Origin of the sequence: Oscillatoria sp. FACHB-1407, from assembly GCF_014697545.1 — a bacterium.
Lineage (GTDB): Bacteria > Cyanobacteriota > Cyanobacteriia > Elainellales > Elainellaceae > FACHB-1407.
In genome coordinates, this window is record NZ_JACJSA010000003.1 from 196,973 (window position 1) to 223,955 (window position 26,983).

Annotated in this window: 27 protein-coding genes; 14 read left to right on the forward strand and 13 right to left on the reverse strand. The window is 50.3% G+C overall.

What is annotated here, in order from left to right; all coding sequences use genetic code 11:
• Positions 1–18: 18 nt before the first annotated feature.
• The gene (murG, locus tag H6G89_RS06835; RefSeq protein WP_190504560.1) at positions 19–1,074 is read right to left on the reverse strand and encodes an undecaprenyldiphospho-muramoylpentapeptide beta-N-acetylglucosaminyltransferase; all 1,056 of its coding nucleotides are present in this window, start codon (positions 1,072–1,074) and stop codon (positions 19–21) included.
• 314 nt (positions 1,075–1,388) lie between these two features.
• Here murG and H6G89_RS06840 point away from each other — a divergent pair, with 314 nt between their 5' ends.
• The 4 genes from H6G89_RS06840 (at position 1,389) to trpA (ending at position 3,718) form a co-directional block, all read left to right on the forward strand.
• Complete coding sequence (locus tag H6G89_RS06840; protein ID WP_190504561.1) at positions 1,389–2,123, forward strand: nuclear transport factor 2 family protein; 735 nt, start codon at positions 1,389–1,391, stop codon at positions 2,121–2,123.
• A gap of 174 nt (positions 2,124–2,297) precedes the next feature.
• Complete coding sequence (ndhL, locus tag H6G89_RS06845) at positions 2,298–2,519, forward strand: NAD(P)H-quinone oxidoreductase subunit L (protein WP_190504562.1); 222 nt, start codon at positions 2,298–2,300, stop codon at positions 2,517–2,519.
• Between the two features lie 75 nt (positions 2,520–2,594).
• Positions 2,595–2,924: a DUF3007 family protein gene (locus H6G89_RS06850; protein ID WP_190504563.1), complete on the forward strand. Its 330-nt coding sequence runs from the start codon at positions 2,595–2,597 to the stop codon at positions 2,922–2,924.
• Positions 2,921–3,718: a tryptophan synthase subunit alpha gene (trpA, locus tag H6G89_RS06855; protein ID WP_190504564.1), complete on the forward strand. Its 798-nt coding sequence runs from the start codon at positions 2,921–2,923 to the stop codon at positions 3,716–3,718. Before H6G89_RS06850 ends, trpA begins: the two co-directional genes overlap by 4 nt.
• A gap of 69 nt (positions 3,719–3,787) precedes the next feature.
• Here the strand turns inward: trpA and H6G89_RS06860 are convergent, their stop codons facing one another.
• From H6G89_RS06860 to H6G89_RS06880, 5 genes are all read right to left on the reverse strand, one after another.
• Positions 3,788–4,492 (reverse strand): DUF928 domain-containing protein, encoded by a 705-nt coding sequence (locus H6G89_RS06860; protein ID WP_190504565.1) that lies wholly within the window; start codon positions 4,490–4,492, stop codon positions 3,788–3,790.
• Between the two features lie 50 nt (positions 4,493–4,542).
• Complete coding sequence (locus tag H6G89_RS06865; RefSeq protein ID WP_190504566.1) at positions 4,543–5,328, reverse strand: DUF928 domain-containing protein; 786 nt, start codon at positions 5,326–5,328, stop codon at positions 4,543–4,545.
• Between the two features lie 316 nt (positions 5,329–5,644).
• The gene (locus H6G89_RS06870) at positions 5,645–7,678 is read right to left on the reverse strand and encodes a CHASE2 domain-containing protein (protein ID WP_309229681.1); all 2,034 of its coding nucleotides are present in this window, start codon (positions 7,676–7,678) and stop codon (positions 5,645–5,647) included.
• Between the two features lie 412 nt (positions 7,679–8,090).
• Complete coding sequence (locus H6G89_RS06875) at positions 8,091–10,769, reverse strand: chloride channel protein (protein WP_190504567.1); 2,679 nt, start codon at positions 10,767–10,769, stop codon at positions 8,091–8,093.
• Positions 10,770–11,015: 246 nt separating this feature from the next.
• Complete coding sequence (locus H6G89_RS06880) at positions 11,016–11,753, reverse strand: DUF1997 domain-containing protein (RefSeq protein WP_190504568.1); 738 nt, start codon at positions 11,751–11,753, stop codon at positions 11,016–11,018.
• A 342-nt stretch (positions 11,754–12,095) separates the two neighbouring features.
• Between H6G89_RS06880 and H6G89_RS06885 the strand changes: the two genes are divergently transcribed.
• Positions 12,096–12,755: an NAD(P)H-binding protein gene (locus H6G89_RS06885; protein WP_190504569.1), complete on the forward strand. Its 660-nt coding sequence runs from the start codon at positions 12,096–12,098 to the stop codon at positions 12,753–12,755.
• Between the two features lie 197 nt (positions 12,756–12,952).
• Positions 12,953–13,681, forward strand: a complete 729-nt coding sequence (locus H6G89_RS06890) for a glycoside hydrolase family 24 protein (RefSeq protein ID WP_190504570.1) — start codon at positions 12,953–12,955, stop codon at positions 13,679–13,681.
• Between the two features lie 21 nt (positions 13,682–13,702).
• Here the strand turns inward: H6G89_RS06890 and H6G89_RS06895 are convergent, their stop codons facing one another.
• Positions 13,703–14,476 (reverse strand): response regulator transcription factor, encoded by a 774-nt coding sequence (locus tag H6G89_RS06895; RefSeq protein ID WP_190504571.1) that lies wholly within the window; start codon positions 14,474–14,476, stop codon positions 13,703–13,705.
• Between the two features lie 322 nt (positions 14,477–14,798).
• Between H6G89_RS06895 and H6G89_RS06900 the strand changes: the two genes are divergently transcribed.
• A complete protein-coding gene (locus H6G89_RS06900) occupies positions 14,799–15,047 on the forward strand; it encodes a DUF6761 family protein (RefSeq protein ID WP_190504572.1) in 249 nt (82 codons plus the stop codon).
• Positions 15,048–15,279: 232 nt separating this feature from the next.
• On the opposite strand, the gene grxD is transcribed toward H6G89_RS06900, so the two are convergent.
• The 3 genes from grxD to H6G89_RS06915 all read right to left on the reverse strand — a co-directional run bounded on the left by grxD (position 15,280) and on the right by H6G89_RS06915 (position 16,632).
• Positions 15,280–15,603, reverse strand: a complete 324-nt coding sequence (gene grxD / locus H6G89_RS06905) for a Grx4 family monothiol glutaredoxin (protein ID WP_190504573.1) — start codon at positions 15,601–15,603, stop codon at positions 15,280–15,282.
• A gap of 45 nt (positions 15,604–15,648) precedes the next feature.
• Positions 15,649–15,909 (reverse strand): BolA family protein, encoded by a 261-nt coding sequence (locus tag H6G89_RS06910; RefSeq protein WP_190504574.1) that lies wholly within the window; start codon positions 15,907–15,909, stop codon positions 15,649–15,651.
• A gap of 117 nt (positions 15,910–16,026) precedes the next feature.
• Positions 16,027–16,632, reverse strand: a complete 606-nt coding sequence (locus H6G89_RS06915) for a hypothetical protein (protein WP_190504575.1) — start codon at positions 16,630–16,632, stop codon at positions 16,027–16,029.
• Between the two features lie 290 nt (positions 16,633–16,922).
• On the opposite strand from H6G89_RS06915, the gene H6G89_RS06920 reads away from it, so the two are divergent.
• Together H6G89_RS06920 and H6G89_RS06925 are read left to right on the forward strand one after the other, a co-directional pair.
• Complete coding sequence (locus H6G89_RS06920; RefSeq protein ID WP_190504576.1) at positions 16,923–19,097, forward strand: S8 family serine peptidase; 2,175 nt, start codon at positions 16,923–16,925, stop codon at positions 19,095–19,097.
• Positions 19,098–19,278: 181 nt separating this feature from the next.
• Positions 19,279–19,425, forward strand: a complete 147-nt coding sequence (locus tag H6G89_RS06925) for a hypothetical protein (RefSeq protein WP_190504577.1) — start codon at positions 19,279–19,281, stop codon at positions 19,423–19,425.
• Here the strand turns inward: H6G89_RS06925 and H6G89_RS06930 are convergent.
• Positions 19,415–20,446, reverse strand: coding sequence for an energy transducer TonB (locus H6G89_RS06930; protein ID WP_190504578.1), 1,032 nt, complete (start codon positions 20,444–20,446; stop codon positions 19,415–19,417). The genes H6G89_RS06925 and H6G89_RS06930 overlap by 11 nt on opposite strands.
• Positions 20,447–21,052: 606 nt before the next feature.
• Here H6G89_RS06930 and H6G89_RS06935 point away from each other — a divergent pair.
• The 4 genes from H6G89_RS06935 to H6G89_RS06950 all read left to right on the forward strand — a co-directional run bounded on the left by H6G89_RS06935 (position 21,053) and on the right by H6G89_RS06950 (position 24,971).
• The gene (locus H6G89_RS06935) at positions 21,053–22,483 is read left to right on the forward strand and encodes a form I ribulose bisphosphate carboxylase large subunit (RefSeq protein ID WP_190504579.1); all 1,431 of its coding nucleotides are present in this window, start codon (positions 21,053–21,055) and stop codon (positions 22,481–22,483) included.
• Between the two features lie 80 nt (positions 22,484–22,563).
• On the forward strand, positions 22,564–22,968 hold the full coding sequence (rcbX, locus tag H6G89_RS06940; protein WP_190504580.1) for a RuBisCO chaperone RbcX: 405 nt from the start codon (positions 22,564–22,566) through the stop codon (positions 22,966–22,968).
• Positions 22,969–23,021: 53 nt separating this feature from the next.
• Positions 23,022–23,363: a ribulose bisphosphate carboxylase small subunit gene (locus H6G89_RS06945; protein ID WP_190504581.1), complete on the forward strand. Its 342-nt coding sequence runs from the start codon at positions 23,022–23,024 to the stop codon at positions 23,361–23,363.
• Between the two features lie 216 nt (positions 23,364–23,579).
• Positions 23,580–24,971: a ribulose bisphosphate carboxylase small subunit gene (locus H6G89_RS06950; RefSeq protein ID WP_190504582.1), complete on the forward strand. Its 1,392-nt coding sequence runs from the start codon at positions 23,580–23,582 to the stop codon at positions 24,969–24,971.
• A gap of 134 nt (positions 24,972–25,105) precedes the next feature.
• Here the strand turns inward: H6G89_RS06950 and H6G89_RS35620 are convergent, their stop codons facing one another.
• A complete protein-coding gene (locus tag H6G89_RS35620; RefSeq protein WP_255519382.1) occupies positions 25,106–25,228 on the reverse strand; it encodes a hypothetical protein in 123 nt (40 codons plus the stop codon).
• Positions 25,229–25,272: 44 nt separating this feature from the next.
• On the opposite strand from H6G89_RS35620, the gene H6G89_RS06955 reads away from it, so the two are divergent.
• Entirely contained in the window at positions 25,273–26,466 is a 1,194-nt protein-coding gene (locus H6G89_RS06955; protein ID WP_190504583.1) for an MFS transporter, read from the forward strand.
• Here the strand turns inward: H6G89_RS06955 and H6G89_RS06960 are convergent.
• The gene (locus tag H6G89_RS06960) at positions 26,443–26,739 is read right to left on the reverse strand and encodes a hypothetical protein (RefSeq protein ID WP_190504584.1); all 297 of its coding nucleotides are present in this window, start codon (positions 26,737–26,739) and stop codon (positions 26,443–26,445) included. The genes H6G89_RS06955 and H6G89_RS06960 overlap by 24 nt on opposite strands.
• Positions 26,740–26,983 lie beyond the last annotated feature (244 nt).

Consider the following 26,983-nt stretch of genomic DNA (forward strand, 5'->3'; position numbering starts at 1 on the left):
CATTGCCTAAATCCGTACTCAAGTTATCGTCTGCCTCACCAGGGTTGCCAAACGTTCTGCGCTGTCGGGAATGGCTAATTTTCCGGCGGCTTCGGTCATGGTTTGTAGCTTTTCGGGCGATCGCAGCAAGTTCAGTACCTTCTCTTGTAGCTTGGTTGCGGTCAAGTCTGCCTGACGATAAACACAGGCAGCCCCAGCAGCGGCAAAAACAGCTGCGTTGTAAGTTTGGTGGTCATCCGCTGCAAAGGGATAGGGAATCAAAATCGAGGGAGTTTGAGTCACTGCAATTTCGGTCAGACTGCCTGCTCCGGCTCGACTGAGCACCAGGTTAGCTCGCTGTAACAGCCCTGCCATATTGTTATAAAAAGGGAGTGCTAGATAGTGGGGATGGCTCAAGCTTTTCACATCAGGGTCATTTTCTCCCGTTAGATGCACTAACCAGATGCCTTCTTCGAGCCAGGCAGGGGCAGCTTGCCGCACGAACTGATTAACCGCAACGGCTCCCTGACTGCCACCGACGACAACCAACAGTGGCACCCCTTCTGGAATGGGGAGGTCGCTGAGACTAGCTTGATGAAGACTCCGAAACTGCGATCGCACAGGAGTCCCAACACAAACACTACGGGCACTTCTCAAGTAAGCGGCAGACGCTTCAAACCCCAATGCCACAACGCTACACCACGGGCTTAACCATCGCGTTACCTTACCAGGAAAGGCATTTGACTCATGCAAAATGGCGGGCAATCCCAGCGATCGCGCCGCCAAAATAGCCGGAGCCGCAATATAGCCCCCAGTTGTGAACACCCCTTGAAATTGCCCTTGCTTGAGCAGTTGCCGCACTTCAAAAATCGACCCAACCAGCCGACTAAAAATTCGCAGGGTTCCTAAGCCAAACCGTTGCTGAAAGCCCTCAACGGCGATCGTATGAAGGGGGTATTGGCTCGGTACTAAACGGGTTTCGAGGCGATCGGGCACCCCCAGCCATTCAATTTGGTAATCCGGTAGTTGCTCAGCGGTGGCGATCGCCGGAAATAAGTGTCCCCCTGTGCCACTCGCTGCAATCAGTAATTTCATGCGTTCCCCGTCCCCTGTTGTCCTGCTGGTAAGCCTCTTACAACCCGTTTAGGATTTCTATATTGGCACTCCCAAGATAATTCAGGTTAACCTATTAGTCACGACTGGTCATGTCTACGTTGAGTCAAGACATGTATCAGTTCGCGATCGCAACCCTCTTATGTGAGCTACCCTGCCTATTATCTGCCTAATTTTTGACTTTGATTCGCCCTCGCCTCGATAATCGCTTGCCCTATTCGTCAACCCTTCAACCCCCGCTCATAGACATGCTCCGATCGGTTACTTGCTTCTTATCATCCCTCTTGTTTGGTATCGTGCTCACTGGTGGATCGGTTGCCCAGGCTCAAACCGAAAGCTCTAACGCTCCACCCCCCGAAGTTGCAACGACTGTCGCTCAAATCGATGCAGCTGCGAATCAGCGAAACCTGGACGGGGTGATGCAATTTTTTGGTCGCAACTTTGTCCATGCGGATGGGTTGACTCGGAGCCGCTATGAGGACGCATTGCAAGATTTGTGGGAGCGATATCCCGTATTGACCTATCAAACCGAAATCAATACCTGGCAACAAGAGGGAGCAGCGATTGTCTATGAAACGACAACCACGATTACAGGTACCCAGGTGATTAATGGGCAAGACTTTGCGTTGAACTCGACCATGCGATCGCGCCAACGGTTAGAAAATGGACGGATTGTTCGTCAGGAGACCCTATCTGAGCAAAGCCGAGTTACGACTGGTGAAAATCCACCTACGGTTGATATGCAGCTTCCAGAACAGGTGATGATTGGGCGTAGCTTTAACTTTGATGCGATCGTTCAGGAACCGCTGGGAACTCGCTTGCTGCTGGGTAGTGCGATCGAGGAACCAATTAATACAAATCAATATTTCACTGCTGCACCTGTTGATTTAGAACTGCTCTCTGCGGGTGGTCTGTTTAAGGTGGGTCGCGCTCCTGCCCTGCCGGATAGTCGCTGGATTTCAGCCGTTATCATTCGTGAAGACGGCATTACACTTGAAACCCGTCGATTACGGGTGGTGGGTCGTGAATAGTTTGGGGATGGGCATGATTCGCAAATGTAGATAGTGCTGTGAGTTGGAAAAACCTCTATGCTTGACCCAAAAACACGGTTACATCATCAGTCCCTTAAGACGATAAGATCAAATAAAGTTTTGTAGCCTCCCTGTTGGTGGCTACCTCTACAGTCCTGTTGAGCGATTAGACTTATGCCTATTCCCCTGACTCTTCTGTTATATGTCATCTTGGGTGGAACCTATCTCGTCGTTCTGCCAGCTCTGACCTTCTTTTATCTCAGAGGTCGCTGGTATACTGCCAGTTCTGTAGAGCGTCTATTGATGTACTTTTTAGTATTTCTCTTGTTCCCAGGTCTGGCATTGTTGTCTCCCTTCCTCAACTTCCGTCCTCAGCGGCGACAGTTGCCCTCCTAATTCCCAGGTCGAACAGATTGCGAGGATGTCTGGACGGCATTCAGGTTGGTTGCAGTACATGTTAGATGAGTTGGAATGCGGCGCATTGATGTAATTGGTATTGGTCTTGGTATTTTCATAGCAGGCGGAGTCGTCTACGGGTTCTTCAAAGCAGTTGGGCTAGATAGCGTCGATGCTGGAATCTGGAGTCAGGTGATTTTGGTCGGAGGATTGGTGGGTTGGCTGCTCACCTATCTGTTTCGCGCAGTGACCCAAAATATGACCTATAATCAACAACTCAAAGACTATGAAGATGCCGTGCTGCAAAAACGGCTCGAAGAGATGACCCCCGAAGAACTCGCTGCACTTCAAGCCGAAGTTGAGCAAGAAAAACGGGCACTGAAGCAAACAAAGGATGAAGGATGATTTCTGTTTCTGACTGCATGGAAAAACTGCGCGATCGCGGTCAGTGCGCGTTGATTCCCTTCATTACGGCTGGTGATCCTGATTTAGACACAACTGCCAAGGCATTGCAAATTCTTGACCGCAATGGAGCAGACTTGATTGAGTTGGGTGTTCCTTACTCGGATCCACTAGCGGATGGACCCGTTATTCAAGCGGCAGCAACGCGCGCGCTGCAACGGGGTACCAAGTTAGAGCATGTGTTGGAGATGCTGCGTTCAGTTCGTGACCAGATCGCAGCCCCTATAATTCTGTTTACCTATTACAATCCCATCCTCAATCGCGGCTTTGAAACCTTCTTTCAAGACATTGTTGCTGCCGGGGTCAATGGTTTGGTCGTGCCTGATCTGCCTCTAGAGGAGGTAGAGGGGCTGTTGCGTCACGCGACCAAGGCAGGCGTCGAAGTGATTTTATTGGTAGCTCCAACCAGTTCAAAAGAGCGAATTGGGGCGATCGCCACCCAATCTCAAGGATTCATCTATTTGGTCAGCGTCACCGGAGTAACGGGTATGCGAACCCAGGTTGGCAATCGGGTTCAAGAACTGCTGATGGAGTTACGCAGTGTTAGCGACAAACCCGTTGGGGTTGGTTTTGGCATTTCTCAGCCAGAGCAAGCGCGACAAGTGATGGAATGGGGAGCCGATGCGGTGATTGTCGGCAGTGCCTTTGTTAAACGCATGGCAGAGGGTAGCCCTACTGAAGGGCTAAAGGCGATCGAAACTTTTTGTCGCAGTCTAAAGGCAGCTATTTCAGAGTAGGGACGAAGCATTCTAGAGAATTAGTGTTGCAAGTGAGCCACGTTTTCTACAAATGTTTTGCCCCTGCGATTAATTTAGAAAAGGCTGATTAGCGATCGCATCCAGACCGACTGATCGCAATAAAGTCGTCCACTGAGTGGCGACGTCGGGGTCGCGGGGTTGGCTCTGGCGCAAAATAGCCAGACTGTTGAGTGCGTCGTACCAGATGCCCGATTGGGCAAACAGGGTAGCGCGATCGCCCGCCGGGGTGCTAGCCAGTTGATTGGTTAAGTTGGCGGGAGGGGCAATTCGCTGAATCCACCCCTCGGCAAAAATATCACCAGAGCGATCGCCAGGGTCACAGATGAGCGAAAAGTACCAGTGGTAATCTTTTCCAACTTCTAGATCAGGCGCATCAGCTTGATCCTTCAACGAAAACGCCATAATGCCAGGGTTGCCGCTGAGTTGGAAGGTCGTTCGATAGACCTCATTGTCCTCGGCATCCAACAGCACAAACTCTGCCAAAGGGCTATTGGTGGGGGGAACATGCCAATAAAACGTGGGACGAGCTTCTAGTGTGGTGCCAAAGTTTGTATTGGGAATTAAGGCAATCAGCGGGGGTTCACCTCGGAGGCAGTTTCCACGAGTTCCGCCCCCTTCTCGTCGTCCTGGCGCGCCCCGATCGGGTGGAATATACTCTTGAGCCATTGCCCCCAGGGGGAAACCACTCAACAACACAATCGATAGCAGCAGATGCGTAGCAACCTGAAGATTGCGAGAAGAACGATGAGACATGACGATTTCAAGGGGGCGAATGGTTCAACAATGCTTAAACCGAGCCAAAACTACTGCTCTAAATTGGGGGTCTGGCTACTCTGGCTGAGATTGATTCGCTCAATGGGAGTTTCACGAGTAATGTGAACTAAGCCGACTGAATTTAACAAATTGACCCACTGAGAGGCAGGAACCGGACCACCCGTTTGAGAACGGAGTGTTGCAAGACTACTGATCGCATCGTACCAGATTCCCTGCTGGGCGTAGATAGTTGGACGTTGCTCTAAGCTTGCCTGCTGTAGCTCGGACTGTAAGGTTGTACTGGGTTCGATACGCTGAATCCAACTGTCTACTACAACATCAGCGGAGCGATCGCTCATTTCGCAAATGAGCGCAAAACTCCAGTGATAATTCTTACCCACTTCGAGGGGAGGGAGATTGGCGTTAGCTGGTAGACTCAGGCTCATAATGCCCGATGTTCTTGCCGTTTGGAAGGTGGCTTTATACAACTCGTTATCGTCTTCATCACTTAAGATAAACTCAGCGGCAACGGCGTTTTCAGCGTAGAACTGAGGTACGTAGACAAAGAATGTGGGGTAGTTGGTTGAGGTGTAGCCGAAGTTTTGGGCAGGCACCAGAGCGGTGAGGCGATCGGTTGAAGAAATTGTAGAGTCACTGCGCCAGCAGCCTCGCGTACCGCCTCCTTCGCGTCGTCCTGGTAACCCGATATCCGTCGGAGGGTTGTAGGTCTGTGCGATGGCAGCCAATGGTAAGCCACCCAAGATCGTGCCTAAGATAAGCGCAACATGTAGGACTACACGGTAGGACAGGTTGAGAGGAGGGATAGGTCGAGACATACTTAGTCGATCCTTGGTGATTGAAATAAATCTGTGAAAGAGGGAGGGTTTTATGGGCTCAAAGGCTTGATCACAGCTGCCATGAAGGATATACGGCTGAAGATGACTGAGCCCAAGTGAGTTGAATGATGGTAGGCAATTGCACTAAACCGTGGTTCAGGCGATCGCGTCAAAAGCTATAGCTTGGTCAGAAAGCTTAGGACAAAGGCAATGGGTCAAACACTGATTCTGGGAGAGCTTTCCGACTCGCCTTCGCCCCATCGAATGTGGCTACAGCTATACCAGGATGAATGCAACAGTAAATGCCCCTACGGATCTATAGATTCACCGTGTTTGCTTTTGTTTCCGCTTGAGTTAGAGAACTTTCTGGCTCATTTTCAAGGACGTAATGGGCGATTTGAATGGCAGGGGTAGGCATGTGAGAGACAACCCGGTAGACATTCACCAGTTGTTGTTTTCCTTTGAGTGCCATGGGGCCCCACGACTCAACGTGAAACGCATTATGCAGGTAATCTAACGTTTCCTGTGCAATCAACACACGACAGGCATCGGGTTGTCTGTCTTTAGCACAGCTTTCCAAACGAGAGGCAATGTTGACACTGTCACCAATGACCCCATATTCCATCCGATCTTTGCCACCGAGGCTGCCCACGACAATTTCTCCGGTGAAGATGCCTACCCGCATCTGCACGGCCTTTAAGCCCCGCTGTTGCCAGTCTTGATTGAGTTGTTGCAGGCGATCGCCCATTGCCATTGCACATGCCACCGCTTGATAGGCATCTTGAGCAATTTCCTCATCGCTGACTCGCGGAATCGGCACTCCAAACACCGCTAACAACCCATCTCCGGTGAATTTATTGACAATCCCATGGTGGCTTTGAATTGCCTGAGTCATGGCTTCCAGGTATTCATTGAGCCAATCTAGCAACGCCTCTGGGGTCATTTGCTCTGCGACTGTACTGAAATCTTTGATATCGGTAAACAGCATGGTGGCAACTAGCTTTTGCCCCGGCAATTTGCCCGATTGCAAGAGGCGATCGCGCGATGCCCACAGCGCATTGGCAATTTCTGGCGAGGTGTTTTGCCCCAATAGCGTCATCACCATTTGTTGTTGGCGTTGTGCCTGTTGTGCCCGATAGGTCAGGGTTGTTCCTGCGGCGGCTAGCATCCCCACCATAGGGGTAACCAACGGCACCCAGCCTTGCAACATCAAAATGGCGAAACACGACCCCGATAACAACACCAGGAGGCGCACCATACCAAACCCCAGGGTAATTGGGTGCCGCACCCGCCAGACAAAAGCACTTCCGGCGATCGCCCATCCCAAGATCCACACATTCTCTGCCCAATCTGCCCAAAACCACATGAGAGGGCGTTGATCCACCGCTGCACTCAGAATCTGGCTCACCTTTTGAGCATGAACTTCTACCCCAGGCATTTGATGGTTACGTTCTGCACTGGCACTAAATGGGGTGTAGAACAGATCCTTGCCACTCACAGCGGTTGTGCCGATCAGGACAATCTTGTCTCTAATCCAGGTTGGGTCAACCTGATCATAAAGGACTTGAGTAAACGTAACCTGTCGGGCAATATTGCGGTTTGAGCGGTAGTTGAGCAAAACTTGATAGCCACCTGCATCATTGTGCTGATAGCCACCCGGATCTTCCCCCAACGGCACAAACACGGCATCTCCCATTTGCATATAGGTTGCATCAATGGAACTGGGTTTTGGAGCGATGCCACTGGCTCTAAGATATTGAGTCGCTACCCGCAGAGAAAAGGAGAAATAGATTTTGCCCTCCATACTGGCAAACATCAGGTTGCGACGGATGATGCCATCTGCATCGATCGGCAGGTCATTAAACCCAATGCGCTCCGGAGGGATGTTGGGTGGAGGGGGCACGCTCCGCTGCCCCTCGTTGCTGAGTTTGGTGATGACCACAATGTTGGAATCCTGGAGGCGATCGCCCAACATAGCGTTACCGGGTGGTTGGGGCACATCTCGGTAGAGGTCAAGCCCAATGACTTGTGGACGGTGCTCTTGCAGATTACCGAGAACGGTTGCCAGATCCTGATCGGAGGGAGTAGCCCGCCGCAGGCTTTGAAGATCTTCCTCGGTAATTGCTACGATGAGAAGCCGTGGGTCAGCCCCTTGATCAGGGCGTAGACGCACCAAACGGTCATAGGCTCTCAGTTCTAACGGTTCTAGCCAACCGACCTGTTTCACCGCCATGACTAAACCCGTAATAGTCAAACTAAAAGCAAGTACCGCTTTTAGCCCAGGAACAAGGGTGGGTTGAATCGTGGTATGCCAATGCTGATAAAGCTGGCGAAGTCGCTGAAAGCTCACAGATGCCTCTGAGGATAGGGTTGCGTGTAAAGAAATGAGCAATTGCTCTGGGCTTATTCAACAGGGCGATTGCACGATGCTGAACAGCTCCGGTGGTAGATTGGCACCCAAAACCTGCAAATAGACACGTTGGCTTGTGTTGGAATGATCGAATGCCCCCTACAAATAGCTCTTGGAGATATAGCAGCAGGGATAGGGGTTAGGTGGGGTGCAGGGTCAAACCCCCAAATGGAGGCGATACCTACACTCCTTCTAATTCCAGTTCTTTAAGCCCTGTGGCTACAGCTATCGAGAGGATATAGAGGGCTAAATAGGATGTTCTTTTAGGGTGAGGGGTTAGACCCCCCATTCATATCTATTCCTATTTTTAACATCCTCATCCGCTTAATATGGGAAACTTTGCAATCAGAATTTATGGGTTAGGTGAGATCACACCTCGCACAAGAATGACTGTGCAGTCACTATTGCGGGCGATCGCTTCGGGAATGTTGCCCTTGATCGCCTGTTGCAATAAGCCCTCACGACTGGCACCCAACACAATCACATCACAGTTTTCCTTTGATGCAAGTTTAACTACAGCCTCTGAAACTGAATTTCCCCAAATGGGATGAGCCATAATTGGACAATCAATTTCGTGGTTTAACTGAGCGATCGCCTGTTGCAATAGCGTCACGTCCAATGCCTCAGCCCCTGGTTCAAATACCTGACACAGCCGCACTGCCGGACTGTCGCTCAGGTTGGTCAATGCGGGGAGCAGCTTTAAGCCCTGTTGAGAATTGGGGCCTCCCGCGATCGGCACCAACCAACGATCAAACAATTCCATATCACTCAACTTCACCAAAATCACCTCACAGGCCGCCTGACGGATCACCGTGTCCACCACATTGCCAAACACCCGCCCCGGTGTGGTCGTGTTGCCCTTCCAACCCATCAGCACCAGATCAATGTGCCGTTCTTGAATTGTCTCCAGCATGGCTTGAGCCGCATCATGGGCTAGCCGAATTTGAGTATGCACAGGAATCGGCCACTCCTGAGCGGAGGCCTGTATCCACTGTTCCGCTTGTCGCAAGAGCCGACGACTAGTGGTTGTCCGGACTGCCGCTTCTGCAGGTGACTGACTACGGGGGACTTTGATCACCTGCAAACACTCCAACTCATAGTGATGTGCCTGAGCGATCGCCACTGCCAACTTGAGTAACGCTGGAGCAGTTTGGGGATTGCTCAACGGTACGAGCAGGCGACCTTTGCCAACGGCAGGCGATCGCGTTTGATAGACTCCGTAGGATGGTTCCGGTCGAGGACCAAACTGCTGCGTTTCACCCGTAATCCGATCAGACTCCGCTCGAATAATATCGGCACGGGTGATGATGCCGACCAGTTTTTGCCCCTCAGTAACGGGCAATCGGCTCAATTTGAAGCGGTTCAGCAGATACAACACATGGTTCAACGGATCTTTAGGCGACACCGTCACGGGTTGGGGTGTCATGATGTCAGCTAGCGTCACTAAATCTGTATCCGTATTTGCTGGATAACGGGATGGATCAGCGAGATCGGTTTGAGTCACGATGCCGACTAACTTGTTTTCATCCACGACTGGGAAGCCACGGTGGTGCGATCGCGAAAATGCTTGCATGGCTTCACCGAGGGTCATCTGGCTGGATAGGGTTTCCACACGGCGTTGCATTAAAGTCGCAGCAGTCAGTTCTGCCCACGGTCCCTGTGTCACAATTGGGTCTTTATCCAGATGAATCCCATTCCATGCCAACAGTTGGTTATAAAAGGAACCACTGGCAGCTTTATCTGCAATCAGATAGGCAATGACCGAGCCAATCATTAACGGCAGCACCAGATTAAAATCGGTGGTAATTTCAAACACAATGACGATCGCTGTAATCGGTCCTCGGGTCACTGCACTAAAAAATGCTCCCATTCCTGCCAGTGCATAGGTCGTTGTTGGGCTAATTCCCGCTGGTAATCCCAATGGAAGACCCAGCCACGTTTCCAGGGTTTGTGCAGATAAGCCGACAAGATGCCCTAAAGAAGCTCCCAGAACGAGAGATGGGGCGAAAATACCTCCTGGCGCACCAGAGCCGTAGGCAATCAGAGTCAGCACAAACTGGACAACAAACACTAGCAAGGTCACTTGCCAGGCAGCTTCTCCTGCGCTGACAAAGCTCTGTAGTCCAGTGCTATCGCGGAAGGTAGCAGGTAGCAACATCACCACTCCCCCAGACACCAAACCTGCCAGGGCAACTTTCCAGGGTAAACTCAGCCGCACCACATGGCGATTAAAAGCAAGCCCGACAAAAATGCCACGACTAAACAAGGCTCCCAACAGTCCGGCTAGCAACCCCAAAATGAGGAAAAATGGTACGTCTTGCAGAGAAAATCGAGCATTGATCTCGGTCATAATCGGATCAAGGCTCAGCCCCTGACCTCCCAGCAATCGGGACACAACCGCCCCAATAAACGATGCCAGGATTGCCGTTCCCAGGGTCAAACCCGAAAAATCCTGCAAAAACTCCTCCACGACAAACAGGACGCCAGCGATCGGCGCGTTGAATCCGGCTGCTAAACCTGCTGCCGCTCCTGCCGCAATCAGTTGTCGTCGATATTCAGGAGACGTGGGAATCCACTGACTCAGTTGTCCCGCCAGTGCTGCGCCGACCTGCACCGTTGGACCTTGCCGCCCCAAGTTTAAGCCCGAACCCAGCACCAGGATGACACTGACGAGCTTGACGATCGCCACTCGCATATTGAGTGGAATCGGTACATTGGCTAGTGCAGCTTTGACTTGAGGAATGCCACTCCCGGCTGCTTCTGGTGCAAATCGTTCTACGAGCCACCCTGCAAGCCACCCTCCAGTCAATCCAATTACAGGCAAGACAAACCAGGCTGGTAGCTGGTAAGACAGTTGCACTCGCCATCCACCGACCAGACCTACACCTTGCTTTAACAAAACTGCTGCCAAACCGGAGACGAGTCCAATGACACACGCTTCAAAGATGGCGAGGCGTTTTGACCCAAATAGTCGCTGAAACTTTGACCCAAACAATCGCTGAAACTGTCGGGTAAGCGCATTTAAGCTCATGAAACTGGGGAAACAGAGAGTCTATACAAAAGGCAGAAAGTCGGATTGGGTGAATCGGTATAAGGCTTTTTCAGCCGTTAAAACGGCTCCGACCTCTGGAGCGATAGCTCTAATATAGAGCCTCAACTTCATCCATTATTAGAAAATAAAATAAGGATAGGGCATTTTGTTAAAAAAAGCCTATCCTTATCTAGAGATTGGATGTAGGGACACAGCGATCGCTGCAATCCTGCTAAGACCTGTCGGCTATTCTGCGTCAGAATGGTTCACCGGATGGCGATGCCACAGAGATTTCTTGCGCTTCTTAGGCATAGCAATGGTGTGGGTGCTGTGAAAATCTTCCTGAACCTTGACGGTTAGACGCCGCGAGACTTGGCGCACGATTTGATTTAATAGGCGATCGCCAGTGGTTTGAATCAGTGATTTGGGCAGGGCGTGAATAAACCGGGGAAATTGAATAGCGACTTCTAAGTTGAGATCCCACTCTACTCTGGTCATTGCTGTAGGGACATCATGCCCGTCGCCAGGTTGCCGTTGATATTCAGCCTCAACTAACTGCATCGCTGCTTTGAAATCAACCTCATAGCCCGGTGGCTGATCGGCAAGCGGAATGGTTTCAATGCGGTAAATGCCTTGATCTTGCGGCAACAAGTCTAAGCCAATCTTAGGCTCAACGTCATATCCGAAGGAGCCAAATCTACCGACTGTTAGTGCATAGCCGTTTTCACCCAGTGGCTCTGTCTTCATCGGGTGAGCACAGCGTCGAAACCACTCGCGGTGGGCATCTAAATAACTGGCAACTGTTTTGACATCAGCGTACATTTCCATGCAGCTTGTGTAGTAGCCATGAAAATAGGTTGGCTCACTGGTATGGCGCACAGAGTCGTCCATCATTAAATCGCTGCCATCAACTAAACCTGATGCAATCCCCAGTATAGAACTAGAGCTTTCTAGAGATTGATGTTCTGCTGAGTTTGCCTGCATACCACTACTTCCATCATTAAATGTGAGGCTGAGTTGGCAACGAGTCAGTCATGAATGTGACAGCTTGCCTGCTATTTCACTCAGCATATCCTGCCTTTTTGGGGAGTCACCATGCTCGATCTACGGAAAGGTAGATTGCATTTTTCGTGATTCAAGGCATGATCTGGATTGATCTACGGAGATTGACCCAATAAACTAGCGTCTTGGATGGATACACTCATCATGGATAGGTTTCCCAATGGTGTGAACGAACTCGGCAAGATGACGTTATCTTTCAGGTAACTTTATTGAATGCCATCTTAAATTATCTAAACACTTAAACACTATTAATAGAGAGCATACATGAAAGCATTTGTAGCAGGGGCTACCGGAGAAACGGGACGTCGGATTGTGCAGGAGTTGGTGCAACGGAATATTCCTGTGCGGGCACTGGTACGAGATCGAGACAAAGCCAAGCAAGTGTTGCCCGATGCAGCCGAATTAGTGGTGGGCGATGTGCTGAAACCAGAGAGTTTGAAAGAGGCGATCGCCGATAGCACTGTTATCTTGTCTGCTACAGGAGCCGCCCCCAGTTTTGATGTTACAGGTCCTTACAAAGTGGACTATGAGGGCACTAAAAATCTGGTGGATGCTGGCAAAGCGGCGGGCGTCGAGAAGTTTGTCATGGTGTCTTCGTTGTGCGTCTCGAAGTTATTGCATCCCCTCAATTTGTTCTGGCTGATTCTGGTGTGGAAGAAAAAAGGCGAGGACTATCTTAAGCAAAGCGGATTGAACTATACGATCGTTCGCCCTGGTGGGTTGAAAAATGAAGACTCCGCCGATGCGATCGTGATGTCCCAGGCAGATACCCTGTTTGAAGGCAGCATTCCTCGCACCAAAGTGGCACAGGTCTGTGTGGAGGCTCTGTTTTCACCAGAGTCTAGCCATAAGGTTGTAGAGATTGTGGCGAAACCCGATGCAGTCAATCAGCCATTTTCAGAGCTATTTGCCAGTGTGAGCTAGTTTTAGGGACGCGGGAGTGGGGAAGCGAAAATGGGGTTGTTGAAGCAGCCTGGATGAATCACGTCTTTACCGGAAGGCAGGGTGCAAAGATGAGGAGATGAGTTGAATAGGTGCGATCGCTTGGGTGAAGCGCATACACTGTAGAGTGGCGACTTTTGTTACGACTCGGTTGTTTATCTCTGCTCGTTTTTCTCTAGATGCCTTCTGACCTTAATTCCAAGCTCAACCCAGCTCAACCTCAGCCATCGCATCATCCCAAAGCGGTCACTCCTCGCAAGCCGGGGGCGTTTGACTGGCTCATTCTCGTCAGTGGCATTGCGGCGATCGCGTTAATTATTACAGGGGAGCCGTTTCGCTTTGGATGGGGGCGATCGCCCTATGACCCTTCCTGGGACTATACCCCTGCCCCGTTAGTGATGCAGGGCGGTGATCCTTACATTCGAGCCTTGATGCGAACTATTTCAGCCAGTGAAGCCAATAGCCCCAAGCCTTACTCATTGCTGTATGGAGGGGAGCACTTTCAGGACTTGGGCCAACACCCTGATCGCTGTATCCCCATCATGGCTGGTCCAAACGTGGGAGACTGCACCACTGCCGCAGGACGCTACCAGTTCATTACGACGACCTGGTTGGAAAAAGCGAAGCTCTATCATCCATACCCCCAGGATTTTCTCTTTTGGCAGAGCTATAGCTTTGAACCTGAATTTCAAGACAAAGTTGTTTATGCCTGGCTCAGTGATCCTGATGCCTGGGGAGTCGATCTGGCCGAACTCTTGCGAGCCGGTGAACTCGCAGAAGTGCTCTACATTTTGTCGCCAACCTGGACGAGTTTGGGATATGGCATTGAGCCAAACGTCATGACAGAGGCATTGCCTGCTATTTACGAGTCAATGCTGCAAGAGGAGTTAGCCAGTGTTGCTCAGTAATTCCGCCTGTGGGTAGGGCGGTTAGTGCCGTTCTGCAATCTTAGGTAATGTGCGAGCGTGTTTGCGGTGGTTCATGGGGTTCACTTCCACAGGCGAATTAGCGTTGGAATTGACCATTTCGACGTTAAAGCGATATCCCACATTGCGCACAGTTTGAATAATGTTAGGTTGTCTGGGGTCAGACTCAATTTTTTTACGCAGTGAGAGGATGTGGGTATCTACTGTGCGATGGTTGTCGATCGCATCGGGCCATGCTCTACGCAGCAGCTCTGAGCGCGTCAGAGGTGCGCCACTCGCTTGTGCCAACACGTACAGCAAGCTGAACTCTTGAGGGGTTAGCTCGATTAGCTCATCCTTCAGACGAACTCGTCGTTGCACTAAATCAACCTTTAGATCGCCATAGTCGAGCAAGGCGGGTGCTGTAGTCGTGCGGCTCCGTCGGATGAGTGCCTCGACACGAGCGAGGAATTCTTGCATCCCAAACGGTTTCGTTAAATAATCATCTGCTCCGGCTCGTAACCCGGCTACAATATCTGCCTCAGCACTGCGAGCCGATAGCATTAAAATCAGCGTTTGGCGTTGTTGTTGTAACCAACGACAAAACTCGACACCATCTCCATCAGGCAATTCTGAGTCAAGAATGACGAGATGGGGCTGGCGTGCCTGAAACACATCCCTCGCCTGCTGGAGGTCAGCGGATTGGTGAACCCAGTAACCTACTTGCTGCAAGTGCCAGCCCAGCAGCGATCGCAAATGGGGATTTCCCTCAACAATCTGAATGCAAACAGAGCCCACAGGGTTCAAGCTTTCTCTCAAGTTAGCAAATCCAAAGTTAACAGAGCGGTTGTCAAGGTTTTGTAACCACTGCTACTCGATCTATTTAGAGGTACCCCGTAATCATAGTTGCGATCGCTATAATACGGTGACGAATGATACTCCGACTGGAGGAAGTAGCGTCAAACAATGGGGTTAGAATTAATGTATGCATAGATATAACAGTGTGAATTTTTTCATGCTAGTTTTTCAAAAAGTCTTTTACACCCCGTAAAAGATCGTTCTTTGTAAAGTTAAGTAACACTTCTGTCGCTAACCTTAATCCAATTTCAGACTACCCACTATGCTTGTCGATGCCCAAGTCATCCGTTATTACCAGAAGGTCACTGATGCCCTCAATGAGCAGTGGAATCGGGGCTATCGATTTGATGAACTTCGCCTCTACCTCGATGGCTATCTCGCTGCCCTACGGCATAGCAATGCTCTTGAACCCTTTTTAATTCATCGGCTTGAGGAGGAAGCTACTCGCTATCTCTACGACCAGTCTAACTTTGAGGAACCTCAACCCCAATCTGAGCCTGACTATTACTAGCCCAAAGGCGATTTGGATGAGGTTTGAGCGCAAATAGCGACTTGATCATGATTGAGGGGCGATCGCCCTGATGGGCAAATTGGCTCCGCATCACCTCTGTGAGTTACTGGCTTTTCTGATATCTCAAACAAACTTTGATAAAAAAAGATCCCCTTTTGCCCACTGATTGACCTCAAGCAAAAGGGGATTTATGTCTTTAAGGATTTCACGACTAGAAAGGGTTATAGCTGCTTCAGGAAGCTAAAGCAACCTCCAGCATCTGTTGGAGTTCACCCTTTTGATACAACTCAATCAGGATGTCAGAACCGCCAACAAACTCACCATTTACGTATACCTGGGGGATGGTGGGCCAACTGGAGTATTCTTTGATACCTTGACGAATATCGTTGTCTGCTAAAACGTCAACCGTTTCATACGGAACGCCCATCATATTGAGAATCTGAACCACATTGTTAGAGAAACCGCACTGGGGCATCAGTTTGTTTCCCTTCATAAATACGACAATCTTGTTTTGATTGACGATGGAGTCGATGCGCTCTTGCAATTCTGGAGTCATGGTCTTTACTGAAATGGCTGCTATAGTTTCAATACTACCGGGAAATTAGGATACCTGTTGTGCAACTGCCCATGCTTCAGGCGTATAGGTTTTTAAGGACAGAGCATGAATGGCTTCGGTAGACATTGCCTGTCGAACAGCTTTGTAAACCAGTTGATGTTGTTGCACCAACCCCTTGCCATCAAATGCAGATGAGACGACGACAACTTGGTAGTGGTCACCTCCTCCGGTTAAGTCCTGAATTTGGACTTGAGCATCTGGAATGCTGGCTTTGATCATCGACTCAACCTGACTTGGACTAATCATTCTCTTAGCCTCAATAAACACTTGTTTCCCGCTACAGGGGATTAATTATCAAACAACAATAAAACGTTCTGTTAGAGAACGTTTTTGAATGACAATCCTATTAACCAGTTTAGAGTCTTAATTGCTCCGCGTTGGGGCAGGGGCACTGGAGGTAGGTTCATCTTGATTACGAGGAAAAGGAGAATCAACGAACCCTAACTCAAACAGTTGCCGATAGGCTTGCTGACCCAGTTCACGAGTGGGCTGTTGGCTGCGGATGATCTGAACCAGCAGGGGAACAGCTAACTCAGGCTTATTTTGAGCGCGATGTACCAGGGCTAGCTGGTAGGTCGCCTGGTCGCGATATTGAGCTGCATCTAAAGCTTGACGACGTTGAGCATCAGCGATGCGGTTGTCAATGCCAGAGAAGCTAGCGGCTAGCTCTTGATAGAAGTTGGAAAGTTGATTGAAAACTTGACGAGCTTCCTGGAGCTTGCTGACTGCCAGATCGTAGTTTTGTGCAGCGGCGGCATTACCTGCTTCTGTCATTAACCGCTGTCCGCCTCGCATACTCAAAATGCTGCCGTCTTGAGCGAGAGGACGCAAATCATCCAGGTTAGGTTGGGTTCCATCTTGTGCCGATTGTGCCCAGGCTGATGTGGTGGGAAGCACAGTAATGGCTGCTGTCACAGGTAAAGACAGTAAGGAAGCCAAAGCGAATGAGCGAACAAGTCCAGATACCATGAATTCTGCGTGTTGAGAAGTTGAAGGAGACGGAGCCAATTGATTAAGAACTGAACTATTAAGAGCTAAACTTAATAGCCTTCGGGTATATTATCATCCAACGCCAACTTTAAGTTCTTTTACATTTGGCAAATGGTTTCAACCGGAAGATTGAAACTGAGGTAGAGGATGACGATATTGATTCTCCTTGAGTTCCCCGATGGAAGTCTTAAATAAATCCTGAGTTTGGGGGGAGCGTTTCCTTCAGGAAGTATAGGGTGTATTAGAAAAGTTGGAGATGAGATTTACCCATGACTGGATCTGTTGTTCCACCCAACTCATCTGGAGCGGGTCAGGGCGTTGCTCCTGAAAATGAGGGGATGATTTTGCAGCGGGGAGGTGAAGAATTAGCCCTGGAAAAAGTGGGCGATCGCTTCACTGTTCGTTTAATAGAGGGGCGCAATTCCCAGGTTTTGGCTCAACAGGTGGGTGCCCGTGCAATACAACTGATTGAAAGTGTTCAACTGGTGGAATTTCAGGTTGATCCAGCGCGATTAGATCAGGGGATGCAACTTGCCAGAAGCTCTCCAGAGGTGGTGTTCGCCAGTCATGTCTATCGGTTGCAAAACAGCCCCAGCACCTTTGTCTATCTCACAGATCAGGTGACAGTGCAGTTTGCGGGGCAGGTGAATGCGGCAGAGGTGGAGGCGATCGCCAATCCACTCGGCTTACAACGAGCACAACCTGTGGTGGGCATTCCCCAAACCTTTGTCTTTGAATTGACAGATCGGGCGCGATCGAACCCCGTTAAATTAGCCAATCAACTGATGCGTCGCCCTGAAGTGTTGATGGCAGAACCTAATGTGGCGGTGAGGACGCAGCCTCTTTATCGCCCGCGCGATCCAGAATATCCGAAACAATGGTATCTGCATCACAATGGTGGGTCGGAGCTATCCCCCAACTCCCATATCTCCGTGGAAGCGGCCTGGGATATCACACGAGGAGTGCGATCGATTATTGTGGCGGTCACGGATGACGGCTTTGATCTGAACCACCCCGACTTTCAGGGCAAGGACAAAATTGTTGCCCCCAGAGACTTGAAGGAAGGAGGGAACACACCCTTTCCCGATGAGGCTTATGAGAATCACGGAACTGCCTGTGCGGGATTGGCGATCGCCGAGGAAAACAATCAGGGCATTGTGGGGGTCGCACCGGGATGTGCTTTCATGCCGATTCGGACTACGGGATTTCTAGATGATGAGGCGATCGAGGGCATTTTTAATTGGGCGATGCAGAATGGAGCCGCTGTTATTTCCTGTAGTTGGGGTTCCAGTTTGACCTATTATCCGCTTTCGCTGAGACAGCGGGCGGTGATGACTCGTGCGGCTACTCAGGGACGTAACGGCAAGGGCTGTGTGATTGTATTTGCATCGGGTAACTCTAATCGTCCCGTGAATGGCACGGTGAATGAGCAAGGTTGGAATAATAATGTCTTGCGCGGGTCAACCTCCTGGTTGAGCGGTTTTGCCGTTCACCCCGATGTGATTGCGGTTGCTGCTTCGACAAGCCTCAATAAAAAGGCAGCCTATAGTAATTGGGGGTCTAATATTTCGATCGCGGCTCCCAGTAACAATGCTCCTCCCGGCATTTATTTACAAGATGTGGGGTATACCTACACAGGACCGCAGATTCGAGTGGCGTTACCGGGTAAAGGGGTGTATTCGAGCGATCGCACAGGTGCTGCGGGCTATACCCCCGGCAGCTTTACGGCTGATTTTGGTGGCACATCCAGTGCTTGCCCCATTGTGGCGGGTGTTGCAGCTTTGATGTTATCTATCAATCCCAATCTCACCGCTAAAGAAGTTAAGCAAATTTTGCAAGATACGGCTGACAAAATCGTAGACCCTGACCCCGACCCCCAACTCGGTTTTCGGCGTGGCACCTACGATGCCAATGGACACTCGCAATGGTTTGGCTACGGCAAAGTCAACGCCTTCAAAGCTGTGCAAGCGGCTCAACGTCGCCTCACTCCACCCCGCCCGACTCCGACCCCGGTTCCTCCAACGCCGACCCCGGTTCCTCCGACTCCGACGCCAACCCCTCCAGTGGTTGCCCGCCGGATTCAGCAGCAAAACAACAACCCCGTCAATATTCCTGACTTTAATCCACAAGGTGTTGTCAGCGTCATCTCCATCAGCGATACCAATCGCATTAAGGATATTCAAGTCACAGTTGACGTCGAACACAGTTTTTTAGGGGATGTGGAAATTAGCCTGATCTCTCCCCAGGGAGTCACCATTTTGCTGCAAAGCCGGATTTTGGGGCGACAAACCCGATTGCAAAAAACCTATTCCCTGCAAACCACGCCTTTTTTAGGGCGGTTAATCAACCAACCTGCGGGAGGACGGTGGCAACTACAAGTGGTTGACTTTGCCCAACTAAACACAGGTCAGCTGAGAAGTTGGCAGTTGAATATTGGTGTGTGACGGAGGAAATTAGGTAACGTCAGTTCGGTTTAAGATCTGGCGAATGAATTCGCGTCTACTAGTGTTGCGAACACAAAGTTCTGCAATGTAGGGGGTTTGAGGGCTTCGCCCCCAAGAAGGGGTTCCACCCCTTCACCCTTTTCAAACCTTATTTTTTGCTGTACTAGAGCGAAGTCCGCCGATGCGGACTCCGGACAATGCGGGATGTGACGAACCGACGCAGGTTGGTTTTGCTCCGATAGCGGCGGTTTTAACCGCCGAAATCCTTATCCCGAATTCACGTCAGGTAAGTGACCCTGAGACAGGGACGCACGACCTTACTGACTGATTGTGATCGACACAATTAAGTTGTCACTATAAATAGGTTGTCCGCCGCTCATAGCGGGTTTAAACTGCCAGGTTTTCACCAGGCATTGGGCTAGGTCAGTGTACTCCTGGCTTTCGATCAGGGGTGTTCGCACGACCGTCTCTGCTACTTGCCCTTGATCGTCAATCACTACTTGCATCGAAACTGTTTCGCCAAAATAACGAGTCACCTCAGGGGTGATGATGCAGGCAGATTGGGCTGGATCAGACAAAAATTCCTGACTTTGGGTTAGGGGTGCTGCGTTTTGATCAGGCAGATCTCTGGGGTTTTCGCTAGCCGGAATGGAGGAAGCCGTGACACTCGCTACAAAGCTGGCAGGTACGGGATTTTGGCTGATCGAAACTCCAGGTAAGTCAGACCCTTCACCGACCGTTCCCCCGGATGGTTGGCTAGTTCCTGAATTGCCTGGGGGTTGGGTTGGAGTTGTTTGCTCAGAGGGTGCCGTGTTACTTTGATTGCCCTGGTTCTCTTGAGGGTTTCCCTGGTTCTCTTGAGGGTTTCCCTGGGGTGAGTCGCCTGTGGTGGAGTTATTGGGTTGGGGTGAGGATGAACCGGATGGCGTGCGTTGAGAGCCGTCATCCACAGTGCTTTGGGGTGTGTTTCTAGAATCTTGGGGAGACTCGGTCGGAGTATCGGGAAGAACGCTAGTTGAATTACTGGGAAAGGTCGATTCTGGAGGTGAGGATGAATCGGGGGATGACTGAGTCGTGTTGGGAGTGGCGATCGCTGTTGTATTTGGTGTCTCAGCCGCATTCCCTGAATTAGCACCTGTGGCGTCCAAATCGATTAATTCAACGGGAACATTGGCAGTGCTGGACTGAGAAGAGTCAACCTTAGCAACCAGAGGCACTGTAAATGCTAGTAACAGCAGATGAGCACCAATTGACCCTGCGATCGCTGCCGTCCAGAGGTGAGGGGATTCGATGTGTCGTCTTGAAGTGGTTGGCTGGATTGAGTCGGTCGCGTCGGGTAGTTGTACCATTGCAAAAGCTCACACGCAAGTTGGTCTTGTTGAAATTGGGGATAGAGCAAGGCGAGAACGCATCTCACGCTGTTCTTAGCCCATCAACAACACCCGCAGGTATTGCTACAGGAATCTCTCTAGTTTGATCATAACGACTGACAGACCCGGTTCGGAGTGTTAGCGTGCCAGTTCTCAGAGTTCAACAGCCCATTTAGCCATGGGATATTGCTGAGAGCTTTGTAACGATCGCTTTACAAAGCTGTTAGTCATCACTCCTGAGCAAACCCCCAAACACCGTAGTGATCGTCAAGAAATTGAGAATTTCTGTTACAAAGCTCACGAAGTGTTAGCAATCGTCAAAAATATAAATGGTAATTATATAGAAGCAAAGAAGTTTGAAAGTTTGGCTTATTCAATTCCTGATATATTTTGGTTAATCCACGGTTGGAGTTCCACAAAGTTATTCATCGAATCACTGAAGTTGCCGGAACGATTTTTGCTCCAACCGACGCTGACCTAGTTTGAAAGCACGAGTTGCCTTAAGGTTATGCACCCACCTGTTTTTTGCAAGTGGGCAGGATTTCTATGTCTCGGATCGCTAATGATTCACAGGAAGGGAAACTAATGTCTTATTCACAAACGAGAACCCAGGCAAAAGCCGGGTATAAGGCTGGGGTTCAAGATTATCGCTTAACGTACTACACGCCAGACTACACGCCCAAAGATACTGACATTTTGGCGGCGTTCCGGGTGACTCCCCAACCCGGTGTTCCTCCCGAAGAAGCAGCCGCAGCAGTTGCCGCTGAGTCTTCTACAGGTACGTGGACAACAGTATGGACGGATTTGTTGACTGACCTCGATCGCTACAAAGGTCGTTGCTATGACATCGAACCTGTTCGGGGTGAAGACAGCCAGTTCATCGCCTACATCGCCTATCCCCTCGATTTGTTTGAAGAAGGCTCCGTTACCAACCTGTTGACCTCTCTGGTCGGAAACGTATTCGGATTCAAAGCCCTGAAAGCTCTGCGTTTGGAAGACTTGCGGATTCCTGTCGCTTACCTCAAGACGTTCCAGGGCCCTCCTCACGGCATTCAAGTTGAGCGCGACAAGATTAACAAATATGGTCGTCCTCTGCTGGGTTGTACCATCAAACCTAAACTCGGTTTGTCTGCTAAGAACTACGGTCGTGCCGTTTATGAGTGTTTGCGCGGCGGTCTAGACTTCACCAAAGACGACGAAAACATCAACTCTCAGCCTTTCCAACGCTGGCGCGATCGCTTCCTGTTTGTTGCTGACGCAATCCACAAAGCTCAGGGCGAAACAGGTGAAATCAAAGGTCACTACCTCAACGTGACGGCTGCAACCTGCGAAGAGATGCTGAAGCGGGCTGAGTTTGCAAAAGAACTCAAGATGCCCATCATCATGCATGACTTCTTGACTGCTGGTTTTACTGCCAACACCACTCTGGCGAAGTATTGCCGCGACAATGGTCTGTTGCTCCACATCCACCGAGCGATGCACGCGGTTATTGACCGTCAGAAGAACCACGGGATTCACTTCCGCGTTTTGGCGAAGTGCTTACGGATGTCTGGTGGTGACCACATCCACACTGGAACTGTTGTGGGCAAATTGGAAGGTGACAAAGCAATCACCCTCGGTTTCATCGACCTGCTCCGTGAAAACTACATCGAGCGTGACCCGTCTCGCGGTGTTTATTTCACTCAAGACTGGGCTTCTATGCCTGGTGTGATGGCGGTTGCGTCCGGTGGTATCCACGTATGGCACATGCCTGCTCTGGTTGAAATCTTCGGTGATGACTCCGTTCTCCAGTTCGGTGGTGGCACCCTGGGTCACCCCTGGGGTAACGCTCCTGGTGCAACTGCTAACCGGGTTGCATTGGAAGCTTGCGTTCAAGCTCGTAACGAAGGTCGTGACCTCTATCGTGAAGGTGGCGATATCATCCGTGAAGCTTGTAAGTGGTCTCCTGAACTGGCTGCGGCTTGCGAACTCTGGAAAGAAATCAAGTTCGAGTTCGAGGCAGTTGATACCGTCTGATAAAGACAGAAGAGAGAAGATTGAAGATGGAATACTCTTAACTTCTTCTTTTCTTAGTCTTCTCTCTTCATTCCTCCGACATGGATCTCAAGCAGATTGCGAAAGATACATCCAAGACTGTCATCAGTTACCTGACCTATCAGGCACTGCAAACTGTGCTGGCTCAACTGAGAGAAACTGACCCGCCATTAGCCCTTTGGCTGCATCAGTTCTCCTCCAGGGAAAAAATCCAGAATGGTGAAGCCTATCTTCAGGCTTTATTTCAAGAGCGACAGGCGATCGCTTTTCGGATTTTGACTGTACGGGAATACCTGGCAACTGAAATCTGTGATTTTTTACCAGAGATGGTTCGTACAGGCATTCAGCAAGCTAATTTGCAGCAACGCACTGAGCAGTTGGAGCGCATGACTCAATTGGATGTAGCTGTTCCCAGCAGTCACCCCGATCATCAATCTGGTTCCGAGGAACCAGAAGTTAACGATTAATCTTGCAGGGTCAATTCCTGCTTCAACTTAAACCTTCACGCATTAGAGGAATCATGAAAACTCTACCTAAAGAGCGTCGTTTTGAGACTTTTTCTTACTTGCCTCCGTTGAGCGACTCCCAAATCGCTCGCCAGATTCAATACACTCTCGACCAGGGCTTTATCCCTGCGGTTGAGTTCAGCGAAAGCTCTGAGCCTACCCAGTACTACTGGACAATGTGGAAGTTGCCTCTGTTCAACGCCAGCACTCCTCAAGAAGTGTTGAATGAAGTACAACAGTGCCGTTCTGAGTACTCCAACAACTACATTCGGGTTGTGGCATTTGACAACATCAAGCAGTGCCAGGTGATGAGCTTTATCGTTCACAAGCCTAATTCTGGTGGCTACCGCTACTAAGAGTTGACTCCAATTTCAGCTCAAATGAGGAGGTAGGAGACTACCTCCTTTTCTATGATTGCTCTGGCTTAGCAAAAGGCAGAAGGCGAGGGCAGAAGGTTGAATGTCAATTGTTCATTGTCAATTGTCAATTGCTTGCCGATCTCAACCTCTAATCATTCATCACTCGCTATTAACCGTTAGCTACTAACCATTAGCCGTTGACCACTCCTCGTTATGGCTTACTATATCTCTCCCGGCTTTTTAGACAAGCTCTCAGTTCATATCACCAAAAACTATTTAAATATTCCCGGTGTGAAAGTTCCCCTGATTTTGGGCATTCACGGACGCAAAGGCGAGGGAAAATCCTTTCAGTGTGAACTGGTGTATGAACGCATGGGCGTTGAGGTCGTGCATGTGTCAGCGGGTGAGCTAGAAAGCCCTGACGCAGGTGATCCGGCGCGGTTGCTGCGATTGCGCTACCGGGAAGCGGGTGAACTGGTGAAGGTGCGTGGCAAGATGGCGGTGTTGATGATTAATGATATCGATGCTGGGATTGGTCGAGTGGATCAATACACGCAATACACCGTCAACACGCAGTTGGTGAACGCGACGTTGATGAACATTGCTGACAATCCAACGAACGTACAGCTTCCAGGAAGTTATGAGCTAGAACCCAATCCACGCATTCCCATTATCCTGACCGGAAATGATTTCTCAACGCTGTATGCGCCCCTGATCCGCGATGGGCGGATGGAGAAATTCTTTTGGGAACCCGATCACGCCGATCGCATTGGGATTGTCAGCGGCATTTTTGAGGTGGATTCCATAACCCGTTCTGACGTCGAGACGTTGGTAAAAACGTTTGAGGATCAGTCGATTGACTTTTATAGTGCGTTGCGATCGCGCCTCTACGACGAACAGGTGCGAAAGCTGATTGACGAGGTTGGGCTGGAGAAAATTTCCTTCCGTGTGGTGAATAGCAACGAACCCCCACCAGAGTTTCACAAACCCGACTTTAGTCTGCCGCACCTGATCGAGATGGGCAATCGATTAGTGAGAGAACAGCAACGCATTCGAGAATTGCGATTGGTCGAGGAATATAACCAGGCGTTTCAAAACCGACGATTGGGGGATGTAGATCGTCCTGCCCCAGTGCAAACTCCCAGGGAAAACAAACAACCCGCTCCGGTGGGTTCTCCGCAACCAGAATCTGCCGCGAAAGGGCAATACTTTACCTATTACGGAGACGAGCGCAAACCAGAGCCGACCCATCGAGCGAACGGACAATCACAGTCACACCGTAGCCCAGCGGACAACTCCAGTTCTGCGAGAAAACAAGCCAATCCCGTGGGGAATGCCTCGGCGAATCAAGACGCCAGTGCAGAGGTTAGCCGATTGATCAACCAGGGCAGTCGTTTGGGGATTGAGTATGTCGATCGCCGTCGCTTTCGGACGGGTTCCTGGCAAGTCTTCGGCACGTTCCAAAACCAGCAAGAGGCGATCGCTGCCCTCAACCAATGCCTGTCAGAGCACCCCGACGATTATATTCGCCTTGTCGGAATTGACCCCACAAGTCGTCGCCGCGTGACAGAAACGATCGTGCAACGACCCAATGGGAAAGGGTGAAGAGGGAAAAAAGAAAAAAGAAGAAGGAAAAAAGAAGAAAGAATGATTAAGAGATGAAGGATAAAGGGTGAACAGCAGATAGAAACTTAGCACTATCCTATCGCTCATGACCCTTAGCTCAACAGAATTGACCATTAACCATTGACCATTGACCATTGACCATTGACCATTGACCATTGACCATTGACACCGCACTCAGCACTCAAAACTACTCGACTGCCTCCCAACACCCGATCGCAGGAAGTAATTTCATGCACCCATCCCCCATCATGGTGAGTCTACCTAACAACATGAGGGAGAGATGGTGAATCGGGGAAAGCTCAATGTATTTTTGCTGGCGGCGTGTCAGGCGTTGGCGATGACTGGGAATATCGTGCTGTTTACTACAGCGGCGATCGTCGGCAATATTTTGGCAGAGGATAAAACGCTGGCGACGTTACCTCTGGCGATTCAGCAAGCCGCGACCATGGTGGCAACGATTCCTGCCTCCCTGTTCATGAAGCGGGTGGGGCGGCAAGCCGGATTTATGACAGGAGTGGTCATTGGGTTAATCGGCGTGAGTCTGGGAGCCTACGCCATTTTTACGGGGCAATTTATCTTGTTTTGCCTCGCTACGCTACTCTTTGGGGTCTTCAATGGCTTTGTCACCTTTTATCGGTTTGCCGCTGCTGATGTTGCCCCGGAAGGGTTTCGCAGTCAGGCGATCGCCTTTGTTGTAGCGGGTGGCATCATTGCGGCTCTAGCGGGACCGAGCCTCGCAACTGGAGCAAAGGACTGGTTTGAGCGGGAGTTTGCTGGGGGATTTGTGGCGATCGCCCTACTCCAAATTGTCTCGCTGGCTCTGTTAGCGGCAGTCAACATTCCCGCTGCACTGAGTGAGCAAGAACGCAAAGCCAAAGGACGACCCTTGGGGGCGATCGTGCGTCAACCCGTCTTTATTGTGGCGGTGCTGGGCAGTATGTTTGGCTATGGCGTCATGGCACTGGTGATGACCGCAACCCCACTGGCGATGGTGAGTTTCTCCCATGATTTTGCGGCAGCGGCAACGGTTATCCAATGGCATGTCCTGGGCATGTTTGTGCCCTCCATCTTTACAGGCTATCTAATTGCTCGATTTGGCGTGCTCAATGTCATCCTCAGCGGCATTGTGTTGAATGCCTTCTGTTTTGTCGTGAACCTCTCTGGCACGCACATCCTGCATTTTGGCGGTGGGTTGCTACTGTTGGGCATCGGTTGGAACTTTATGTACGTGGGAAGTACAACTCTGCTGACCGAGGCATATACCCCTGCCGAGAAAGCCAAAACTCAAGCCACCCATGACTTTTTAATGTTTGCCTTCGTTGCCTTTGCCACCTTTCTATCGGGAGGCTTACTCAACTACTGGAGTTGGGCAGGGGTGAACTATGTCGGTGCGTTGATGATGCTCGTTGTCCTCAGTGCCACACTGTGGTTGCGGTGGCAGCGATCGCGCTCAGTCGTCAAAACCACTGTCTAAGACCTCTAAGCAACGAGGGACTGGATTTTCAATCCATTGGCGCAATTGCTCATCCGTTGGAAATGCCACTTCTTGATTGGTCAGTGGATCGTAAGCACACCAGAACAAATTGCCTCGAAAATCGTGCTCTTGCCAGACCTTCAACTCGTGATTTGGCTTGAACCAGGCTCCCATCCACTGCCACAACGACTGCAATCCCACGTTCTCATCAGCCTTGGAATGCCTGGTGATAACAGAAGGCGATCGCCCTACCATCAATGATTCGTCTTTCATAAGATACCTCCTCAGTCTTTCCCCAATCTAGCGATCGCCCCTGAAGAGAACCAACGACGGCTTCCATCACTTCCATGTATGTTATGCATGGAAAGAAGGAAAAGGAAAAAAGAAAAATGAAGGAGGAAGAACAAGGAAAGAAGAATGAAAAATGTTTTTTCTCCCTTCCTACAGACGCGATAAATCGCGCCTCTTCTCTTTTCTTATCCTTCATCCTTCATCGTTTATCCTTTTTCTTTCCCTC